General features: G+C 68.4%; 20 protein-coding genes, 1 tRNA gene and 1 pseudogene. 17 read left to right on the top strand and 5 right to left on the bottom strand.

What is annotated here, in order from left to right; genetic code table 11:
- Positions 1 to 637 precede the first annotated feature (637 nt).
- The 6 genes and pseudogenes from K9S39_RS30285 to K9S39_RS30260 all read left to right on the top strand — a co-directional run bounded on the left by K9S39_RS30285 (position 638) and on the right by K9S39_RS30260 (position 3,927).
- Positions 638 to 790 carry a hypothetical protein gene (locus K9S39_RS30285; protein WP_248866514.1) on the top strand — a complete coding sequence of 51 codons (153 nt, stop codon included), beginning with the start codon at positions 638 to 640 and terminating at the stop codon, positions 788 to 790.
- Positions 791 to 823: 33 nt separating this feature from the next.
- Positions 824 to 1,087: a hypothetical protein gene (locus K9S39_RS30280; protein ID WP_248866513.1), complete on the top strand. Its 264-nt coding sequence runs from the start codon at positions 824 to 826 to the stop codon at positions 1,085 to 1,087.
- A gap of 169 nt (positions 1,088 to 1,256) precedes the next feature.
- Positions 1,257 to 1,460 (top strand): annotated as a pseudogene (locus K9S39_RS30275) (transposase family protein); the annotation flags it as partial.
- 235 nt (positions 1,461 to 1,695) lie between these two features.
- Positions 1,696 to 2,742, top strand: coding sequence for a hypothetical protein (locus K9S39_RS30270; RefSeq protein ID WP_248866511.1), 1,047 nt, complete (start codon positions 1,696 to 1,698; stop codon positions 2,740 to 2,742).
- Positions 2,743 to 2,744: 2 nt separating this feature from the next.
- Complete coding sequence (locus K9S39_RS30265; protein WP_248866510.1) at positions 2,745 to 3,146, top strand: hypothetical protein; 402 nt, start codon at positions 2,745 to 2,747, stop codon at positions 3,144 to 3,146.
- Between the two features lie 61 nt (positions 3,147 to 3,207).
- Positions 3,208 to 3,927 (top strand): hypothetical protein, encoded by a 720-nt coding sequence (locus K9S39_RS30260; RefSeq protein WP_248866509.1) that lies wholly within the window; start codon positions 3,208 to 3,210, stop codon positions 3,925 to 3,927.
- A 140-nt stretch (positions 3,928 to 4,067) separates the two neighbouring features.
- On the opposite strand, the gene K9S39_RS30255 is transcribed toward K9S39_RS30260, so the two are convergent.
- From K9S39_RS30255 to K9S39_RS30245, 3 genes are read right to left on the bottom strand one after another with little or no spacing between them, the layout of a single operon-like run.
- A complete protein-coding gene (locus tag K9S39_RS30255) occupies positions 4,068 to 4,322 on the bottom strand; it encodes a hypothetical protein (RefSeq protein ID WP_248866508.1) in 255 nt (84 codons plus the stop codon).
- Positions 4,323 to 4,344: 22 nt separating this feature from the next.
- Positions 4,345 to 5,352 (bottom strand): hypothetical protein, encoded by a 1,008-nt coding sequence (locus K9S39_RS30250; RefSeq protein WP_248866507.1) that lies wholly within the window; start codon positions 5,350 to 5,352, stop codon positions 4,345 to 4,347.
- Between the two features lie 11 nt (positions 5,353 to 5,363).
- Positions 5,364 to 5,744, bottom strand: coding sequence for a WXG100 family type VII secretion target (locus tag K9S39_RS30245; RefSeq protein ID WP_248866506.1), 381 nt, complete (start codon positions 5,742 to 5,744; stop codon positions 5,364 to 5,366).
- A 583-nt stretch (positions 5,745 to 6,327) separates the two neighbouring features.
- On the opposite strand from K9S39_RS30245, the gene K9S39_RS30240 reads away from it, so the two are divergent.
- The 5 genes from K9S39_RS30240 to K9S39_RS30220 all read left to right on the top strand — a co-directional run bounded on the left by K9S39_RS30240 (position 6,328) and on the right by K9S39_RS30220 (position 8,982).
- Positions 6,328 to 6,807: a hypothetical protein gene (locus K9S39_RS30240; protein ID WP_248869029.1), complete on the top strand. Its 480-nt coding sequence runs from the start codon at positions 6,328 to 6,330 to the stop codon at positions 6,805 to 6,807.
- 76 nt (positions 6,808 to 6,883) lie between these two features.
- A complete protein-coding gene (locus K9S39_RS30235; RefSeq protein WP_248866505.1) occupies positions 6,884 to 7,408 on the top strand; it encodes a hypothetical protein in 525 nt (174 codons plus the stop codon).
- Entirely contained in the window at positions 7,408 to 8,328 is a 921-nt protein-coding gene (locus tag K9S39_RS30230) for an N-acetylmuramoyl-L-alanine amidase (RefSeq protein WP_248866504.1), read from the top strand. The genes K9S39_RS30235 and K9S39_RS30230 overlap by 1 nt, the downstream gene beginning before the upstream one ends.
- A 16-nt stretch (positions 8,329 to 8,344) precedes the next feature.
- Positions 8,345 to 8,587 (top strand): holin, encoded by a 243-nt coding sequence (locus K9S39_RS30225; protein WP_248866503.1) that lies wholly within the window; start codon positions 8,345 to 8,347, stop codon positions 8,585 to 8,587.
- A gap of 2 nt (positions 8,588 to 8,589) precedes the next feature.
- Positions 8,590 to 8,982, top strand: coding sequence for a hypothetical protein (locus K9S39_RS30220; RefSeq protein WP_248866502.1), 393 nt, complete (start codon positions 8,590 to 8,592; stop codon positions 8,980 to 8,982).
- A gap of 477 nt (positions 8,983 to 9,459) precedes the next feature.
- Here K9S39_RS30220 and K9S39_RS30215 read toward each other — a convergent pair.
- A tRNA-Val gene (locus K9S39_RS30215) sits at positions 9,460 to 9,531 on the bottom strand.
- Positions 9,532 to 9,667: 136 nt separating this feature from the next.
- Here K9S39_RS30215 and K9S39_RS30210 point away from each other — a divergent pair.
- From K9S39_RS30210 to K9S39_RS30185, 6 genes are all read left to right on the top strand, one after another.
- Positions 9,668 to 11,047, top strand: a complete 1,380-nt coding sequence (locus tag K9S39_RS30210) for a hypothetical protein (protein WP_319949593.1) — start codon at positions 9,668 to 9,670, stop codon at positions 11,045 to 11,047.
- A gap of 101 nt (positions 11,048 to 11,148) precedes the next feature.
- A complete protein-coding gene (locus K9S39_RS30205; protein WP_248866501.1) occupies positions 11,149 to 11,868 on the top strand; it encodes a DUF4383 domain-containing protein in 720 nt (239 codons plus the stop codon).
- 225 nt (positions 11,869 to 12,093) lie between these two features.
- A complete protein-coding gene (locus K9S39_RS30200; RefSeq protein ID WP_248866500.1) occupies positions 12,094 to 12,801 on the top strand; it encodes a FadR/GntR family transcriptional regulator in 708 nt (235 codons plus the stop codon).
- A gap of 186 nt (positions 12,802 to 12,987) precedes the next feature.
- Positions 12,988 to 14,133, top strand: a complete 1,146-nt coding sequence (dgoD, locus tag K9S39_RS30195) for a galactonate dehydratase (protein ID WP_248866499.1) — start codon at positions 12,988 to 12,990, stop codon at positions 14,131 to 14,133.
- 148 nt (positions 14,134 to 14,281) lie between these two features.
- Positions 14,282 to 15,487: a sugar kinase gene (locus tag K9S39_RS30190; RefSeq protein WP_406708041.1), complete on the top strand. Its 1,206-nt coding sequence runs from the start codon at positions 14,282 to 14,284 to the stop codon at positions 15,485 to 15,487.
- 25 nt (positions 15,488 to 15,512) lie between these two features.
- Complete coding sequence (locus K9S39_RS30185) at positions 15,513 to 15,728, top strand: FmdB family zinc ribbon protein (protein ID WP_248866498.1); 216 nt, start codon at positions 15,513 to 15,515, stop codon at positions 15,726 to 15,728.
- A gap of 133 nt (positions 15,729 to 15,861) precedes the next feature.
- Here K9S39_RS30185 and K9S39_RS30180 read toward each other — a convergent pair whose 3' ends face one another.
- Positions 15,862 to 16,485 carry an O-methyltransferase gene (locus tag K9S39_RS30180; protein WP_406708171.1) on the bottom strand — a complete coding sequence of 208 codons (624 nt, stop codon included), beginning with the start codon at positions 16,483 to 16,485 and terminating at the stop codon, positions 15,862 to 15,864.
- Positions 16,486 to 16,505 lie beyond the last annotated feature (20 nt).

The raw sequence follows: 16,505 nt of genomic DNA, 5'->3' as shown, positions 1-16,505 counted from the left end.
ACCCAGACCGGGAAAGATGTGACGCAAAGCACAAATATAGACTTCATTTTGATTGAGTAAAGGAAAGTTGCTCGATTTACCTTTGCGGGGTGAGGTGTGGGTGCCCAATCCCCTTGCCGATGAAGGCCCGTGGTGTGAAGCCCGTAGTGCGGTCGGGTTGCCAGGCCGCCCAGGCTTGGAAGCCTCGATGAAAACCCTTGGCCCATATGTGTGTTGAGGTGGCTGTGGGGCCATTTTGAATGGCAAGTGGAGCCGAGGCTCTGTGATGCGGCATGGCTCCGAGCCCCACTGATGCGACCTGCCTGCGGGTCGCATCAGTGCCCGGGGCGGGCTGACCAGCAAGATGCACCTCGCGACCGACCGGCGCTGCCGCCCGCTGTCCATCATCCTCACCCTCGGGCAGGCCGCGGACAGTCCGCGCTTCGTCCCGGCGCTTACCTAATTGAGCGGTGTGCATCGTGAAGTCGCAGGTCACAGGTCTGGTGTGAATAGCGAGTTGGATACTCGTGCCGTTCGGCGGCCGATGACCATGGCGTAGATCATCGGGCGGGGCCGGCCGGGTTCGGCTGCGCCTACGACCGGCCCCCGCCTACGATCCGTCAACAGGTCGAGGTGAGAACGCGGGAGGGCGCGGGGGATGCAGGAGCGGCAGTGGATCACGTCCCGCCGTGCGCCCCAGGCGTCCGTGGCCGGTCCCCGGGCCGGGGAGAAGCAGTCCACCAGCACGGACGCAGAAGGCCGCAAGACGGAGACCGTCGAGGTCAAGCCGTCCGTTCCGCCCGCGCACTGACCTGACGGAGACGCCGGAGAAGAAGGGCACCGTATGAGCAGGCTGCTGGAAGCGGTGTGTGCGCTGACCGTGGGCGTCCTCGTTGCGCTCCTTGTATGGGGTGCTAACCCTGGCGCCGTGCGGGTGGCGTGGCGGGAGGGCGAGCTGAGCGGTGTGACGGTCGTGTTCGTGGCGGCGTGTGCGCTGTGGCTGGTGCTGTGGCGCAGGCGTACCGGGCGCGGCTGGCTGGCATGGCCGCTTGTGGTGCTGCTGTGCGGTGCGGCTGTTGCGCTGGTCGTGGCGGCCATGGCCGGTTGACCGGCGCAGGCAGGCAGGTGGGGCTTCCCGTTCTTGTGGGCGGGGAGCCCCGCTGGCGTTTTCGGGCTAGGGCTGCTGTTAAGGATCTTGGCGGGAGGGGCAAGGTATCCCTGTGTCACGGCTGCTGTGTCGCCGACCTGGTCCGATTCCGGGGCGTCACGCCTGCGATTACAAGGCCGCCCGGAACCGGCCCCTGACGCGAGGCCAGAAGCTGTCCAACACGGCACTGGCGGCCGTCCGGGCACCCGTCGAGCACGGCTTTGCCCACCTCAAGAACTGGCGCGTCCTCGGCAAGGTGCGCACCGACCCCGCCTGGGTGACCGCCCTGGTCAGGGCCTTGCTGGTCCTCACGAACCGCGAAGTCGCCCGATGACCGACGATCTTCACCAAAGTCACCTGCCAGCGACCAGCACGAGCATCCCGATGCCCACGCACACCAGCCCTGTGACCAGCAACCTCAGCTTGCACACCTCCCATTCTCAATTGGGTGCGACTCGGTTTCAGGGACTGTGATCAGTAAGGAACTCTGTCGGCCAGTCTCGGTAGTCTCGACTGGGACGCCGCTGGTTTTGGGCCGGGCCGAAGCCGACAGGAAGGCGGGCCCGGCCATGTCACGAATGGGGTGCGGCAGCCACACCGTGCGGATCGTCGACCGCGGCGGGGCGGTCGTCACCGAGGCGGACACGCTGCTCAGTGTGGAGTGGACCAGGGCCCTCGACGACGTCAGCACGGCCAAGGTGGTCATTCAACCCGAGGGGGACTGCTGCGCCGCGCTCGGCCGGGTCCGCGAGTGGCGACACAAACTCGTGATCTACCGCAGCGACCCGCTCCGTGGCAGCGTTCCCGTGTGGGAGGGGCCCATCGTCACGCCGACGTGGAGACGCGACACCGTCGAGCTGGCGGCTATCGACGTCCTGGGCTGGCTCGACCGGCGCCTCCCGCACGAGGACATCCGCTTCCGGGCAACCGACCTCACCCAGATCGCGACATGGCTCATCGCTGACGGCTTCGAGCCCGACGACCCCGGCCACACGGTCGAAGTCGTCGCCCCGACCCGTATCCGCGGCGACCGCGAGTACCAGCAGGACGTCGGGCAGATTGGTGATCACTTGCGCGACCTGGCGGAGACCGGCCTGGACTTCACCGCCGTCGGCTCCACAATCCTGCTCATGCCGGAAGACCACTGCGCGCGGGTCGGTTCGCTGACCGACGCCGACTTCCCGGCCGGGCTCCAGGTCATCGGCGACGGCACCAACCTCGCGACCCGGTGGGTCGTCCACGGCAAGCAACCCGAGGACGACAGCGACCCGGACATCAAAGGCGTGGCCGGCGGACGACACGACTACTACGGGCTGTTGGAGCGGGCCACCGAGGAGACGTCCATCCTCGACAACCCGTCGGCGTTTGCGGCCGCCCGGTCCAAGCTCCGCGGCAGCGTGCCGACTCCGGTGGTCATCGACACCAGCCAGGAAACGACCCTCGCCCCGGACGCCGCGGTCGACATCGCCTCACTGGTGCCCGGCTGGTGCGTGGACGTCACCACGACCACGACATGCCGCACCATCGCCCAGTCCCTCAAGATCCAGGGCCTCAAAGTCGCCGAAGACGGCGACGGCGAGAGCGTGGCCGTGCAGCTGTTCCCGTCAGGAGTGTGACCGTGGCCCGTCGAGGATCCGCCGCCCGGCGCAGCGTCGACAACCCCCTGGTCGACGTGCTCAAAGAGTTGGACCGCCGGACGCGCACCATGCCGAACCGGCGCCGCCGGCGTCCCACACCCGAGGCTGAGCCCGCTGTCAAGGCACTCCCCGGGCCGCCGGGCCGGGTGCCGGCCGCCGTGGTCGTCACCGGCGAGGACAGTCGCGCCACGTGGACGCTCCCGGCCCCGCTGGACGCACCGCCCGTTGTCACCGCGCTCGTTGAGGGGGACGGGCTGCTGCTGGCGGTACTTGAGGACGCGACTCCGCAGGCGGTGACGGTGCGGGTGTGGACGCTCGTGCCGCGCCGGGCCCCGGCCGGGCCGGGCATCGCCGTCCACCTGACTGCCGCACCGCGGCAGTAGATTGGTGGGGCCGCTGGTTGTGGGCCGGGCGCTGAACTGACATCCCACAAAGGGGCCTGGTATGGCGTCTGTCTGCGCATGCGGCGATTACTTCGAGGTCAACAACGACGGTGAACTCTGCCTCAAGCCGGGCGTTCAAGGGCTGCGCGACATCGTGTACGTCAAAGAGCCCGGGAACCACCAGTTCGTCAAAGACGACTACCCCTGGCTGGCGCGCATCAAGGTGCGCGTGCAGGCGGCCGGGGGTGGCGCGGCCGGTGCGACAGCCGCTGCCGGCCAGCTGGTGACGCGGCCGGGCGGAGCGGGCGGTGGCTACAGCGAGGCTCTGATCGACGCGGCCACGCTCGGTGCGGTGGAGTCCGTCGTCGTCGGCGCGGGCGGTGAGGCCGGTGGGACGTCGTCCGACGGCGGCGCCGGTGGGAACAGTTCCTTCGGTGGATTCGTCGTCGCGAACGGCGGCGCGGGTGGGACCGCGGTCATGACGTCCGGGACGTCTTTGCAGTGCTACTCCGGTATCCCCGCCCCGCTCGCCGGAAGCGGCGACTGGGCGAGCGGCGGCGGCGCCGGAGGCGGATGCATCCGCCTTAGCGGGACTGACGGCCTGGCGGGCGAGGGCGGTGAATCCCACCTGGGCCATGGAGGCTTCCAGCGGGCATCCAACGGTGGCGGCGCCCCCCGAGGCTACGGCGGTGGCGCGGCCGGAGGCTACGCCCGGGACGACTCCAGTACTCCCGGAACCGAGGGCGGGAACGGCATCGTCATCATCGAACTCTACGGATGAGGACACCGTCCGGACAGCAGTCCCCGGAACTGTCCGGACGCTGTCCGCGCCGAAGGCTGCGAGCGGACGCTGGCATGACCGCAGGTTCTGCAGGACGGAGATTCACCCCCGCTTGAACGCGCCAAACCGACACGGAAGAATCACTTCTTCTTTCGATCTGCGATAAGAGCTGCCAGATAAATGACGCCACCCAGTCCCACTAGTATATTGAGAGCGGACTTGGCGTGATTCATCTCAGGAGTGAACATGCTCTGCACTCCGCCTATCCCGATAACTATAGCGAAGAGGGAAAGGGCGAGCATCAGGAAAGGGTGACGTTTCCCGGACTTGCTGATGACGCGGTTGAGGAAGGGTGTTTTCTTGGTTTTTTCGCTACCCTCGGGTTCTTCATTCATCTGAGATGCCAATCATCCTGGGTCAGTATTTTGCGTTGACCTTTCCCGGGGCCACTGTCCTGGTGTGTTTTTCTAGCTTCGCTGAATCGGCTTCTGGGGTGTAGGCGTAGTCGATCCCTGTGGCGGCTAGGCAAACAGGGAATCCGAACACCTTTGAGCCGAACTTCAGTATTCCGCTTCCAGCCTTGTTCAGGACGCTACCGGCACGGTTCCATCCCGTCAGGGACTTTCCTGCGTCTGTGCTCATTGCCGATACGGCAGCCGAGCCAGTCCCTCCTAGGAAATAATTCCACGCCTCACTCCCCTTTCCGTGGACGGCCGCACCCAGGCCGTTTATCCAAGATTTGTAGCTCAAAAACTCCGCGACGGGCTTAATCGTACTACTCCCGAAAGGCGCTCCTTGCGTGCTCACCCGTTCCGGGGTCTCCTTCATCGACTTCTTGTAGGAGTTTACCGTGGTGTAGACCGTTGAGTTGAAGCCGCTCTCTGCTTTTCCGTCTACGTTGCGCCGGAGGGCCTCTGCGCAAAGTTCATCCGTCGCTCCTGCGCGCAAGAGAATGTCTTCGATCTTGCCGGTGACGTCGTCGACCTTCTCCTTCTGAGCGGCAAGAACCGCCTTTTTCTCGGCGTCATCCAGGCCCGTTAGATCTTTTGCAGGGTCGTTCCGGACATGAACACGCCCGGTGCTACTGACTACCAGGCCCCGGCTCGGTGCCTCGACATCGGCGAGTTCAACGAGGTCCGCTTTGTGCTTCTTCAGTCGATCGTGGGCGTCGCGCAAGATGCCCCGTATGCCCTTGGCTTCCGCGACGGCTTCAGTCAGCTCCCTGTCGGCTTCCTTGACCTTCTCGGCCGCCATCACGGAGGTGAAGTCGCCGCTCCGCCAACCGGCCTGCTGGAATGTTTTTGACACGTCGGAGGTGAACGCGTCATCCAGGGACTGGAGTTGGCGTATCTGGGTGTCCCACGCCTCGACAGCGGCGTTCAGCTTCTTCAGATCGAGGTGGTAGAGCTGTTCGTACGTCACCATGGTCTCTCACCTCATCCAAACGGCGTGGGGGACTGCGGAACAACCCTGAAGGCCGTTTCGTTCTCGTGCTCGGTCTGCTCGTAGTTGTCAGCGGTAGCGGTGCACTTGGCGTGTATCTCGCGCATCGTCCGTACGAGGCTTTCGACCTGATCGCCCCAGGTCTCCGTCGTCTTGTCCATGGCCCTGCCCAGATCGCCGTCCCAGGAAGCACCCTTGAGGGCCGCAGCGGCCCCTGCAGTCTCGTCCTTGGCGCTGTGCCCCTTGGTGTGCAGCTCACCCCCGAGTTCCATGGAGCGGTGCCCGCACTGGCGCAGCTTGGCCGGGTTCTGGATCTGGGTGATGTTGTTCCCTGCCCCCGAAGCGGGCGGTGTGGGTGTGGTCCCCCATGCCATTTCACGATCCCCCTTCATACCGATGCTCTCTACGGATGGCCCCCCTCCGCAGAGAAAAGTTTGATTATACAGCTGTCCTCTTCGCCGCTCCGAGCTCCCCGACGCCCTGGAGAAGTCGCAGCGGCGCGGGCGTGCCGTACTGCGATGGGTGGGCAAGAACCACCGCATGACGGCATTTCCGGTATTTCTCCGCTTAGATAATGGGAAGAAGAATTAATCAGGTGCCCGTACCGACAATTTCAAGCCTCCCGATCGGCCGGTGGAGGTGAGCTATGCCCGGACTCGCACCCAAGCGCGAGTCCGACCGCGCCCGCCCGAACGCGAAGGGCCAGACCAGCAGGACGTACCATCTGTATGACATGCGCCGCTGGTTGTGGGCCGGGCCGACTCCCCCTTACGGGAAGGCCCTGTCATGGCTCGCTGCGGATGTGGCACCGATTCCTGCGCCTGCGCCCTCGTGGCCGGCGACGGTGTCATCGTCGTCGGCAACGGTTCCGCGACGGACCCCTACACGATCAGCGTGGCGCAGGCCGAACAGCCTCCGCCGCCGGAAGCGCCCGCGGCCGTCCAGGTCGTCTCCCTGATGCGCAGCACCAGCCAGCCGCAGACGATTCCCACTGACGGTCAGTACCACGTGGTCAGGTTTCCGTACGACGTTGAGCCGTACGACCCGCACGGCATGCACGAAGCGGTACAGCCCGACGGCTATCAGGTCGTCGACTGGAAGACCGAGGACCGCTCAGGGCTCATCTGGCCGTCGAAAGACGGCTGGGGGCACTTGACCGCGGCCATCCAGTGGGAGGCCGGCGACTACACGGAGCTGCGCGATCAGTTCGTGCGTGACCCGCTCGGCCTGACCTCCGACCCGGTCGATACGACGGGTACCGACCACCGGCCACCGAGCCCGGGGGTCCAGGTCTTCACCAAGCACCACGAGATCTTCGTCCATCCGGGCGTGCCCCTCGCCCTGCGCGTCGGTCACAACGCCAGCAGCGCGAAGACCCTCATCCTCGCGCAGTTCAAGCTCGCCATCCACTCGGCTGGCGGGCCCGACGAGTCCTGACGGTGGGGAGCTACACTCCCTTGCGCTGCCGCTGGTTGTGGGCCGGGCCGAGTCCTCCTCACTGGAGCTGATCGCCGTGCCTGCCCGTGGCCTCACCTCTCCCGGCGTACAGGTGTGTTCCCTCAAAGCCGACACACCTCAGCTCATCCAGCCCGGTTGCTATCAAATCCTCCGGTTCCCCTACGGGTCGGCGGAGTGCACCGACGTGTTCGGAATGCACCAGGTCGACCAGCCCGACGAGTACGTGGTCGCCGACTGGGCGACCGATGACCGCAGCGGCCTGATCTGGCCGTCCCAGTCTGGGTGGGGCCACCTCTACGCCATGATCCATTGGGAGCCGGCCAGCGCCACCGGCGGCTACACCGAGCTGCGCGACCAATATGTCCGGGACCCGCTGGGCCTGACCTCGTCGCCGAACGACACCACGGCGACCGAGCACAGAGTGCCGACCCCGGGCGGGCAGTTCTACGCCAAGAGCCACGGCATCTACGTGAACCCGGATACCCCGCTCGCGCTCCGCGTCGCGCACAACGACTGCGCGCCGCGCAACGTCGTCCTCGCGGAGTTCAAGCTCTGCATCCACCCGCCGGAGGCCGTGTGATGTCGGATCCGATGAGTGCCGCCCGCTTCCTGAAGGCCCTTCGCGACGAGGGCGTGGAGGTCGTCGAGGTCGGCAACTGGCGTAGGCGCAACCGGAACCGCAAAGGCCCGTGGGGCGGCGTGCATGGCGTGATGATCCATCACACCGTAACCAAGGGCACCAGGGACACGGTGCGGATCGTGCGGGACGGCTACCGCACCCTCCCGGGCCCGCTCGCACACGGAGTGATCACCAAGGACGGGCGGGTCCACCTCACCGGGTACGGCCGGGCCAACCACGCCGGGCTCGGCGACCCGGACGTCCTGTCCGCGGTCATCGCGGAGCGCGCCCTACCCGCCGACAACGAGCGGACGACGGACGGCAACCGGGCGTTCTACGGGTTCGAGTGCGAGAACCTCGGCGACGGGAACGACCCCTGGCCAAAAGCCCAGTTGGACGCGATCGAGCGCGTGAGTGCGGCGATCTGCCGCGTCCACCACTGGGGCGCCCGCTCCGTCATCGGACACCTGGAGTGGAAGCCCGGGAAGATCGACCCCAAGGGCTTCACGATGCCGGACATGAGGGACCGGATCGCCTCCCGCCTCGGCCAGAGCAAGCCCCGCGCACTCCCGAGCCCGTCCCGGCCGAAGGTCTCCCTGTCCCGGCTCATCGCCGCAGCGCGGAGCAATCCGCCGGCGAAGGGCCAGCCCGTCACCTACAGCGGCGTCAAGACGTATGAGGCCGCCCTCGTCGACGAGGGCCTGCTGGCCAAGACGTACCTCGACGGCCACTTCGGCACGACGACCCTCACGGCGACGACCCAGTGGCAGGAGCGGTGCGGCTTCCGCGGCCGGAAACCGGGCCAGCCCGCGGACGGCATCCCCGGCTGGGACTCCCTCACCTCCCTCGGCGACAAGCACGGCTTCGACGTCATCGACTGACCAGGAAGGACCTGACATGGCAAACGCACCTGTAGAGAAGAAAGTCACCGCGGCCTCTGCCGCCGCCTACCTCGGATCGACCGGCCTCCTCGGCATCCTCGCCGCGGTACAGGACAACGCCCGGCTGCTGGAGTGGATGCCGGACACCCTGAGCCCGTTCATCCTCGCAATCGTCCCGACGCTCATCACCTTCGCGACCGGCTGGCAGGCGAAGCACACCCCACGCACTTCGGACGGCGTCGAACCGACCGAAGGCTGAGCGTGGGGGCGACTGGCATCCCGGCTGTCGACGTGGCGCTGGTCTGGGGCGGCGTGATCACCGTCCTTGCCAGCGTCACCGCCGTCGTCTGGCGGGGCCTGCGAGGGACGCTACGCCTCGCTCGCCGAGTCGAGGAGTTCATGGACGACTGGGCCGGCGAGGAGGAGCGCCCGGGGGTGCCAGGCCGCCCCGGAGTCATGGCACGCGTGAGCGCCATCGAAGACCGTCTCAGGCGCGTCGAGGACGAGCTCTACCCGAACAGCGGCGGCTCCTTGCGAGACGCCGTCGACCTTGCGAACCAACGCCTCGCCCGACTCTGCCCGGAGCCGGACGAGTGCGGCACACCCGACCTGCCCGAGCCACCCGACCCGGCGACGCCGCCGTCGGCCTCATGACAGGAAGCCTGCCCCACCGACTCCGGGGCGGGCTTCCCACCGGGCCCCGTCGACCTCCTCCCCCTGGTCGACGGGGCCTCCCCATGCGGTGTCGAGCTCCGACGTCCCATCCACCAAGCTGTTGGCTGAGCTCGGGGTGGACGACGGCGCCCCGCCCGTTCCTCGCAGTCCTCGACCAGGCCACTCATGGCCTTGCCGTCCAGTGCTCCCAGGGCACGCGCGGGCCCTCCGCCACAACGATCACGCGAGCATCAGGCGTCGCGTTCCTACACGGGGGGCGGCTCCGATGCCGACCGCGGCCCATGGTCAGCCACGCAGGGCGACACAGGCCCCCCGAGGCGCTCACCATCCGTGGCGCCTCATCACCGACCTGGAAGGATCCACAAACTCATGATCATCTGGGGATGTGGACTCGGTGTGGATTCCGATCATGAAAGGCCCCCTGGAAAATCACTCCAGGGGGCCTCTGACCTGCAGTGGGCACAACAGGGATCGAACCTGTGACATCTGCTTTGTAAGAGCAGCGCTCTACCGCTGAGCTATGCGCCCTGGCCGAGCCGACAGAGTACCTTGCCGACGGGGCCGCACGGCAAACCCGTGCACGAATTGCGAACTTACCGGTCAGCACATTCGTTTCCGTGAGTGGGAGAATGACGGCCCTGGACGATCTGAGCGGGAGAGGTAAGTGACGGCGACACACACGCAGCCACACGAGCAGCGAGCACGCCGTCGCCCCCGGAGGGGCCCGGTCCGGGATGCGGTGGCGCTCGTGTTGCTGCCGTTGCCGTTGTTGGCCGCGATGGCACCGGCCGCGTTCGCCGGCGGGGGTACGCGCCGCTGGTTCGGGCGCGGAGAGAGCCAGCGGGCCGATGCGCAGGCCGCCAAGGATGCCGCGGCGGCGGCGTTCTACGAGCTGGACACCGCCCAGCGGGATCTGCGGATCACGATAGAGACGATCACCGCGGTCGACGACTCGCCGCCGGCACGCCGGGCCGCCGAGGAATATCACGCCTTCGGCAAGCGGATCGACGAGGTGAGCCACCACTACATCACCGCCGTCGACTCCCACGATCTGGACCGCGACGACCTGGACGGCGCCGCCGCGGCGCGGGCACGGGCCGATCTGACGCGGGCCAAGGAGGAGCTGGAGCGCGTCAAGAGTGACCTCGACCGGTTCGCGCACGGGCTGGCGCCGCTGCTGCAGACCGCCGAGACGCAGCTGGCGCGGCTGGCCCCGGCGGTGGAGCGGGCCCGCCAGACACTGCTGGCGGCGAGTAACGCTCTGGACACGGTCCGTGCGCAGGGCCTCAAGGCCGATGATCTGGCGGCACGGCTGGCGGCGCTCGGCCCGGAGCTGACCAAGCTCAATCAGGGCGCCGGGAAGCACGGCGTACAGGACACGATCCGGCGCGCGGACGACGTACGGCGCAAGGCCGATGACGTACGGAGCGAGGCCGAGCGGCTGCCGGAGAAGGCAGCGGAGATCGACAAACGGCTGGTCTCGCTGCGGACGCGCGCACAGGCGATCACGACACGGGCCGGGAAGGTCGATCCCGTCCTCAGCGAGCTGCGCCGGCGGTACAGCGCGGCGTGCTGGCAGGACCTGCAGCGGGTACCGGAGCAGGCGGCACAGTCCGTCCGGCAGGCCGAGGTCAAGCTGCGGGAGGCGCAGCAAGCGCGGGACGAGCAGCGCTGGGCGGATGCCACGAGCCTGCTGGCGACCGTACGCGCGCTGCTGAACACCACCGACGAGGCGGTGTCGGCGGCCGGCGACCGGCTCCAGCGGCTGGACGCGGTGTCGTTCGACCGGCAGCAGGAGATCGAGCGGACCCGCTTCGCGATCAGGGATGCGCAGCGGCTGGCCATGGCGGGGCGCAGCACCCCCGATCCGCGGCACGCCGGCCCGCTGGACGACGCGGTGGCGCGGCTGGACCGCGCGGTCGCGAGCCTGGAGGGGCGGCATCCGGACTGGTGGCACTTCCTGACCGAGACCGAGGCCGTACGGCGGACGGCGGCCCGGGTGGTACAGGAGATCCGGGAGGCCCGGGGCGGCGCGGGCGGCTGAGCGGGGCGGCGGGGCCGGTCGCGATGGCGTGAAGCGACGGCTGGGCGGATCCTGGAGGGGAGTACGGCCCAGGCGGCACACCTTCGCGAAGGAGGCCGGACATGGCTACTGGGGCTCCCGAAGAATACCTGTTCAGGCCCTGGAGACTCCTCCGGTGGTTCAGGGTTCACCCCCGGCTCGATGAGCATCTGCCGGTGGATCACCGGCTCAGCAAGGTCTACCGCGTCGGCGCGGGTTTGATGGGTCTGGTGCTTGTGGCGTTCGGCATCCTGGGCCTCACCCACAACATCGGATTCTTCGACACCGGCGGCGACACCGTGGCGGGCCTGAACACCAACGGCGCCCTCAGCGTGCTCTCGATCGTCGTCGGAGTGCTGCTCTTCGGCGCCATGGTGATCGGCGGCAATTTCGCCTCGACCTTCAACATGGTGTTCGGCCTGCTCTTCCTGCTGAGCGGCTTCGTGAACCTGGCGCTCCTGCAGACCGGACTGAACTTCCTCGCCTTCAAGATCCAGAACGTGCTGTTCAGCTTCGTCGTCGGGCTGATGCTGCTGGTCTTCGGGATGTACGGGCGGGTCAGCGGCGGGCTGTCGCACGACAACCCGTACTGGCGAGCCCGGCATCCCGCGGAAGCGGAGCAGTTCGACCGCGGGCAGATGCACCCCATACCAGGTATGACGGCCGGGCGGCAGGCATTGCGGGCTCGGCAGTGGCCCGAGCACAGACAGCTCGGCATGCTCGCCGACGGCAGGACCGATGTCGACAGCGGAAGCGGCGCCGGCCGGGCTCGCGGCAGCAAGCAGGAGAGGGAGACCGACTGAGGGGGCCATCGGATCGAGAGTCCCGTCGTGGGCTCGTGAGGTCGTGAAAAACGTGACGCCAGGGCGTGCCTGGGTGCGATGTACCCGGTACGCCCTCACTCATGAGCAGACCGTTAATTACGAATTGTCGCGGGCCTATGCGCATTTACCGGATCTTGACGCAGGGCGTGCATGGCGACACGAGGGCGTGCACAGCGACGCCGCCCATGAGCAGGGAGCATCACCATGAGGCAGTTGGGGAACACAGCCTCGTACTCATACGCGGGACGCGGGATCCACAAGGTGACGGTCGAAGCGCTCGCGAAGCGGATCTTCGACGGCACCTATGGTGTGGGCGACACTCTCGCCCTGCCGGACCTGATGACAGAACTGCAGGTCAGCCAGACAGTGCTGCGTGAGGCGATCAAGGTACTGTCCACCAAGGGCCTGCTCGACGCCCGCCAGAAGCGCGGTACCTTCGTGCGCCCCGAGGAGGAGTGGAACCTCCTGGACGCCGATGTGCTGCGCTGGAAGCTCACGGTCGGCGCCTCCTCGGACTTCTTCGCCGACGTGCTCGAACTCCGCCGTTCCATCGAGCCCGCGGCGGCAGCGCTCGCCGCGGAGCGCCGCACCGACGACGATCTCGCGGCGCTCGACGCCGCGCTGAAGGTGATGGCCGCCACCGACACTGATCCCGTGATGCGCGTCCGCGCGGACGCGTTCTTCCACACGGCGATGCTGAACGCGTCGAACAACCGCTTTTACACGCAGATGCACCGAGTGATCGTGCCCGTCATCGTGCGGCGCGACCGTGCGGCGCGCGCGGGCGGCGCGTTCGCGTATCCGCATGCCGCGCATGCCAAGGTCGTCGAGGCGGTGCGCGACCGGGACGCCGACGGGGCCTACGTCTCGATGCTCGAACTGCTGGATCTGCCGGCCAGTGAGGATGCTTGAGGTGGCCTGAGAATGCCTGAGGACGCGTAGGGACGAGCAGTGCTCCGGAGGGGTTGGGGGACGGCATCCGGCGGGGGGTGTTCGGGGTTCGGGGACGATATCCGGTCGGGTGCTGGGGTGGGCGGGTGAGCGCCGGGCGGGTAGGAGGACGCGTACGAGCCCGCTGCCGAAAGGACGGTCCGGTGCATGGAGATCAGCCGCATCGAGACGTTTCTCGCCCCGCCACGCTGGCTGTTCGTACGGGTGGAGACCGATGAGGGCGTCGTCGGCTGGGGCGAGCCGGTGGTCGAAGGGCGCGCCGAGCCGGTGCGGGCGGCCGTGGAAGTGCTGGCCGAGTATCTCCTCGGCCAGGATCCCTCGCGTATCGAGGACCACTGGCAGGTCATGACCAAGGGGAGCTTCTATCGGGGCGGCCCCGTACTGTCGTCCGCCGTCGCCGGGCTGGACCAGGCGCTGTGGGACATCAAGGGGAAGCGGCACGGCCTGCCGGTGTACCAGCTGCTGGGCGGGCCGGTCCGCGAGAGGATCCGGGCCTACGCATGGGTCGGCGGCGACGAACCGCACGCGATCCGGGACGCGCTGACCGCGCAGATCGAAGCGGGCTTCACCGCCGTCAAGATGAACGGCTGCGGCCGGATGACGCCCGTGGCAGGCCGCGCCGAGGTACGGGAGTGCCTGCTGCGCGCCGAGACCGCACGTGAAGTCCTCGGTGACGGAAGGGACTTCGGGCTCGACTTCCATGGCCGGGTCTCCCCCGCCAATGCCCGCCGTCTCCTCCCCCTGCTGGCCGAGTACGCGCCGATGTTCGTCGAGGAGCCCGTCCTGCCCGACTACATGGCGGCCCTCCCGGACCTGGTCAACGCCTCCAACATCCCGCTCGCACTCGGTGAACGCCTTTTCACCCGGCCGGATTTCCTGGTGCCGCTGCAGGCCGGGGTCGCGATCCTGCAGCCCGATGTCTCGCATGCGGGCGGCATCTCCGAAGTACGCCGGATCGCCGCACTCGCGGAGACGTACGGCGCTCAGCTCGCCCCGCACTGCCCGCTCGGGCCGGTCGCGCTGGCGGCCAGCCTCCAAGTCGCCTTCACCACCCCGAACTTCCTCGTCCAGGAGCAGTCCATCGGTATCCATTACCACCAGGGCGCCGGACTGCTGGACTACGTCGTGGACCCGGAGCCGTTCCGCTTCCACGAGGGCTCGCTGCTGCGGACCGACCACCCCGGGCTCGGTGTGGAGGTGGACGAGACCGCCGTGCGAAAGGCCGACGAGAGAGGTCATGCCTGGCGGAACCCGGTCTGGCGTCATGCGGATGGGGGGTTCGCGGAGTGGTGAGGGGTTCGCGGAGTGGTGAGGGGTTCGCGGAGTGGTGAGGGGTTCGCGGAGTGGTCAAGAGGCTCGTGGAGTGGTCAAGGGGGCCCTGCCGACCCGACCTGCACGGCCTGCGCCGGCGCGCGGCGGAGTTGAAGGCGGTGGGAGCGGGATGAGCGGGATGAGCGGGCAGCGGGATCAGGCTACGGAAGAGGGGCAGCGAGGTCATACGGGGCATCCGGCCCCGGAGACCCGCCCGAGGCCGGACGTCTTCACCTTCGGCGAGACGATGGTCGCCCTGCAGGGCAGCGGCCCGCTGAAGCTCGGCGGCACGATGAACGTCTCCATCGCCGGCGCGGAGAGCAATGTCGCGATCGGCCTGGCCCGGCTCGGCCACCTCGTCCACTGGTCGGGCACGGTCGGCGAGGACGAGGCCGGAGAACTGGTCCTGCGTACACTGCGGGCCGAAGGCGTCGAGATCTCCGGCGCCGCGACCGACCCGGATGCCCCGACCGGGCTGATCCTCTTCGAGCCACGGCTGCCGGAGGTCACCCGGGCCCACTACTACCGTGCGGGATCGGCCGGTTCGCGGATCGAGCCCCACGCCATCGAGCGGGTCTTCGCCGCCGCCCCACCTCGCGTACTGCACCTGACGGGCATCACCCCCGCCCTGAGCCCCACGGCTCGTTCGGCGGCACGCCTCGCCCTCCGACTCGCCTGCCAAAACGGCTCATTGATCTGCCTCGACGTCAACTTCCGTGCACGACTCTGGACCGCGCAAGAAGCCGCCGCGGTCCTGCGTGAGTGGATTCCGTACGTGGACACCCTGATCGCCTCGGACGACGAGCTGCCCCTGTGCCTGCCGACGAGCGGGGACGGGATCCCCCGCACGGCGACGAACACGGAGGCGACCTCCGACAAGGCGACGAACGAGGACGAGATCCCCGGCAGGGCCACGGGCGGGGACGATATCCGCGACAGGGCGACGGGCGGGCATGAGGCCGCGGACGAGGGCGCCCCGTCCCTCGCCCGCGACCCGGCAGCCACCACCGCGGACCAGGCCAGGCTGCTGCGGCAGCTGGGCGTCGGTGAGGTCATCGTCACACTCGGCGCCGACGGGGCGACGGCCTTCACCCACGACGGCTCACTGCACCGGCCCGCCGAGCCGGTACGGGCGGTGGATCCCGTAGGAGCGGGCGATGCCTTCGTAGCGGGCTATCTCTCGGCGTTGCTGGACGGCGAAGACCTGGCCGGACGCCTTGAGCGAGCCGTGACCACCGGCGCGTTCGCGGTCGCCTCCCCGGGCGACTGGGAAGGCGCGCCGACCCGCGCCGAACTCGGCATGCTGAGCGCACCGCCCGGCACCGTCGTGCGCTGACCTGCGCCACAGCTAATCTGTGGCCATGCCTCGTTACGAATACCGGTGCCGCCCCTGTGGCACCACCTTCGAAGTGAACCGGCCGATGGCCGAGTCCTCCGCGCCGGCCGTCTGCCCCGAGGGCCACGAGGACACCGTGAAGCTGCTCTCCACCGTCGCCGTCGGCGGCTCCGCGACCGCCCCCGCCCCCAGCGGCGGGGGCGGGGGCGGCGGCTGCTGCGGGGGCGGCTGCTGCGGGTAGGGGCGCTCAACGGGCGCCCTGGTGATCCCATGGGGCCGCCCTGGCAGGGTGATCCCATGGGGCGCCGCCGGCAGGCCGGGAGACCCCGGGCGCTCGGCCGGGCGCCTCGAGCCCCCTCCCCGCAGCCCGGGCCCTACCGCCGACGCGCCACCGTCACGCCGTCCGCCACGGTGAGCATCACCGCCTCCATCCGGTCGTCCGCCCGCACATGGTCGTTGAACTCCCTGATCGCTCGGGCCGGTCCGGTGGCCTCCGTGTTGACGACCTCGCCGTGGAACAGCACGTTGTCCGCGACGATCAGGCCCCCGGGCCGCAGCCGCGGCACCAGTTCCTCCCAGTAGCCGATATAGCCCGCCTTGTCCGCATCGATATACGCGAAGTCGATATGCGGCTCGGCCGGCATGGCCCGCAGGGTGTCCAATGCGGGTGCGAGCCGCAGCTGGACACGGTCCGCGACACCGGCCTTCGCCCATGCCTCACGGCCGTACGCCGTCCACTCCTCGGAAACATCGCAGGTGATCAGCGTGCCGTCCGCGGGCAGCGCCTGGGCCATGCACAAGGCGGAGAACCCGGTGAACGTGCCCACCTCGGCCACATGCCGCGCCCCGATCAGCCGCAGCAGGAACGCCAGCAAGGCACCCTGCTCCGCCGCCGACTGCATGATCGCGGATTCGGGGAACTGCCGGTGCGTGGTCTCCACGAGCCCCCGCTGCACGGAGTCCAATGGGGGATTGTGGGCGAGAACGTAGTCGTACATCTCCGCCGTGATCGGCGTGC

It is taken from the genome of Streptomyces halobius, from assembly GCF_023277745.1.
Lineage (GTDB): Bacteria > Actinomycetota > Actinomycetes > Streptomycetales > Streptomycetaceae > Streptomyces > Streptomyces halobius.
Note: the sequence above shows the minus strand (reverse complement) of the source record. Positions and strands in the feature narration are given on the sequence as shown.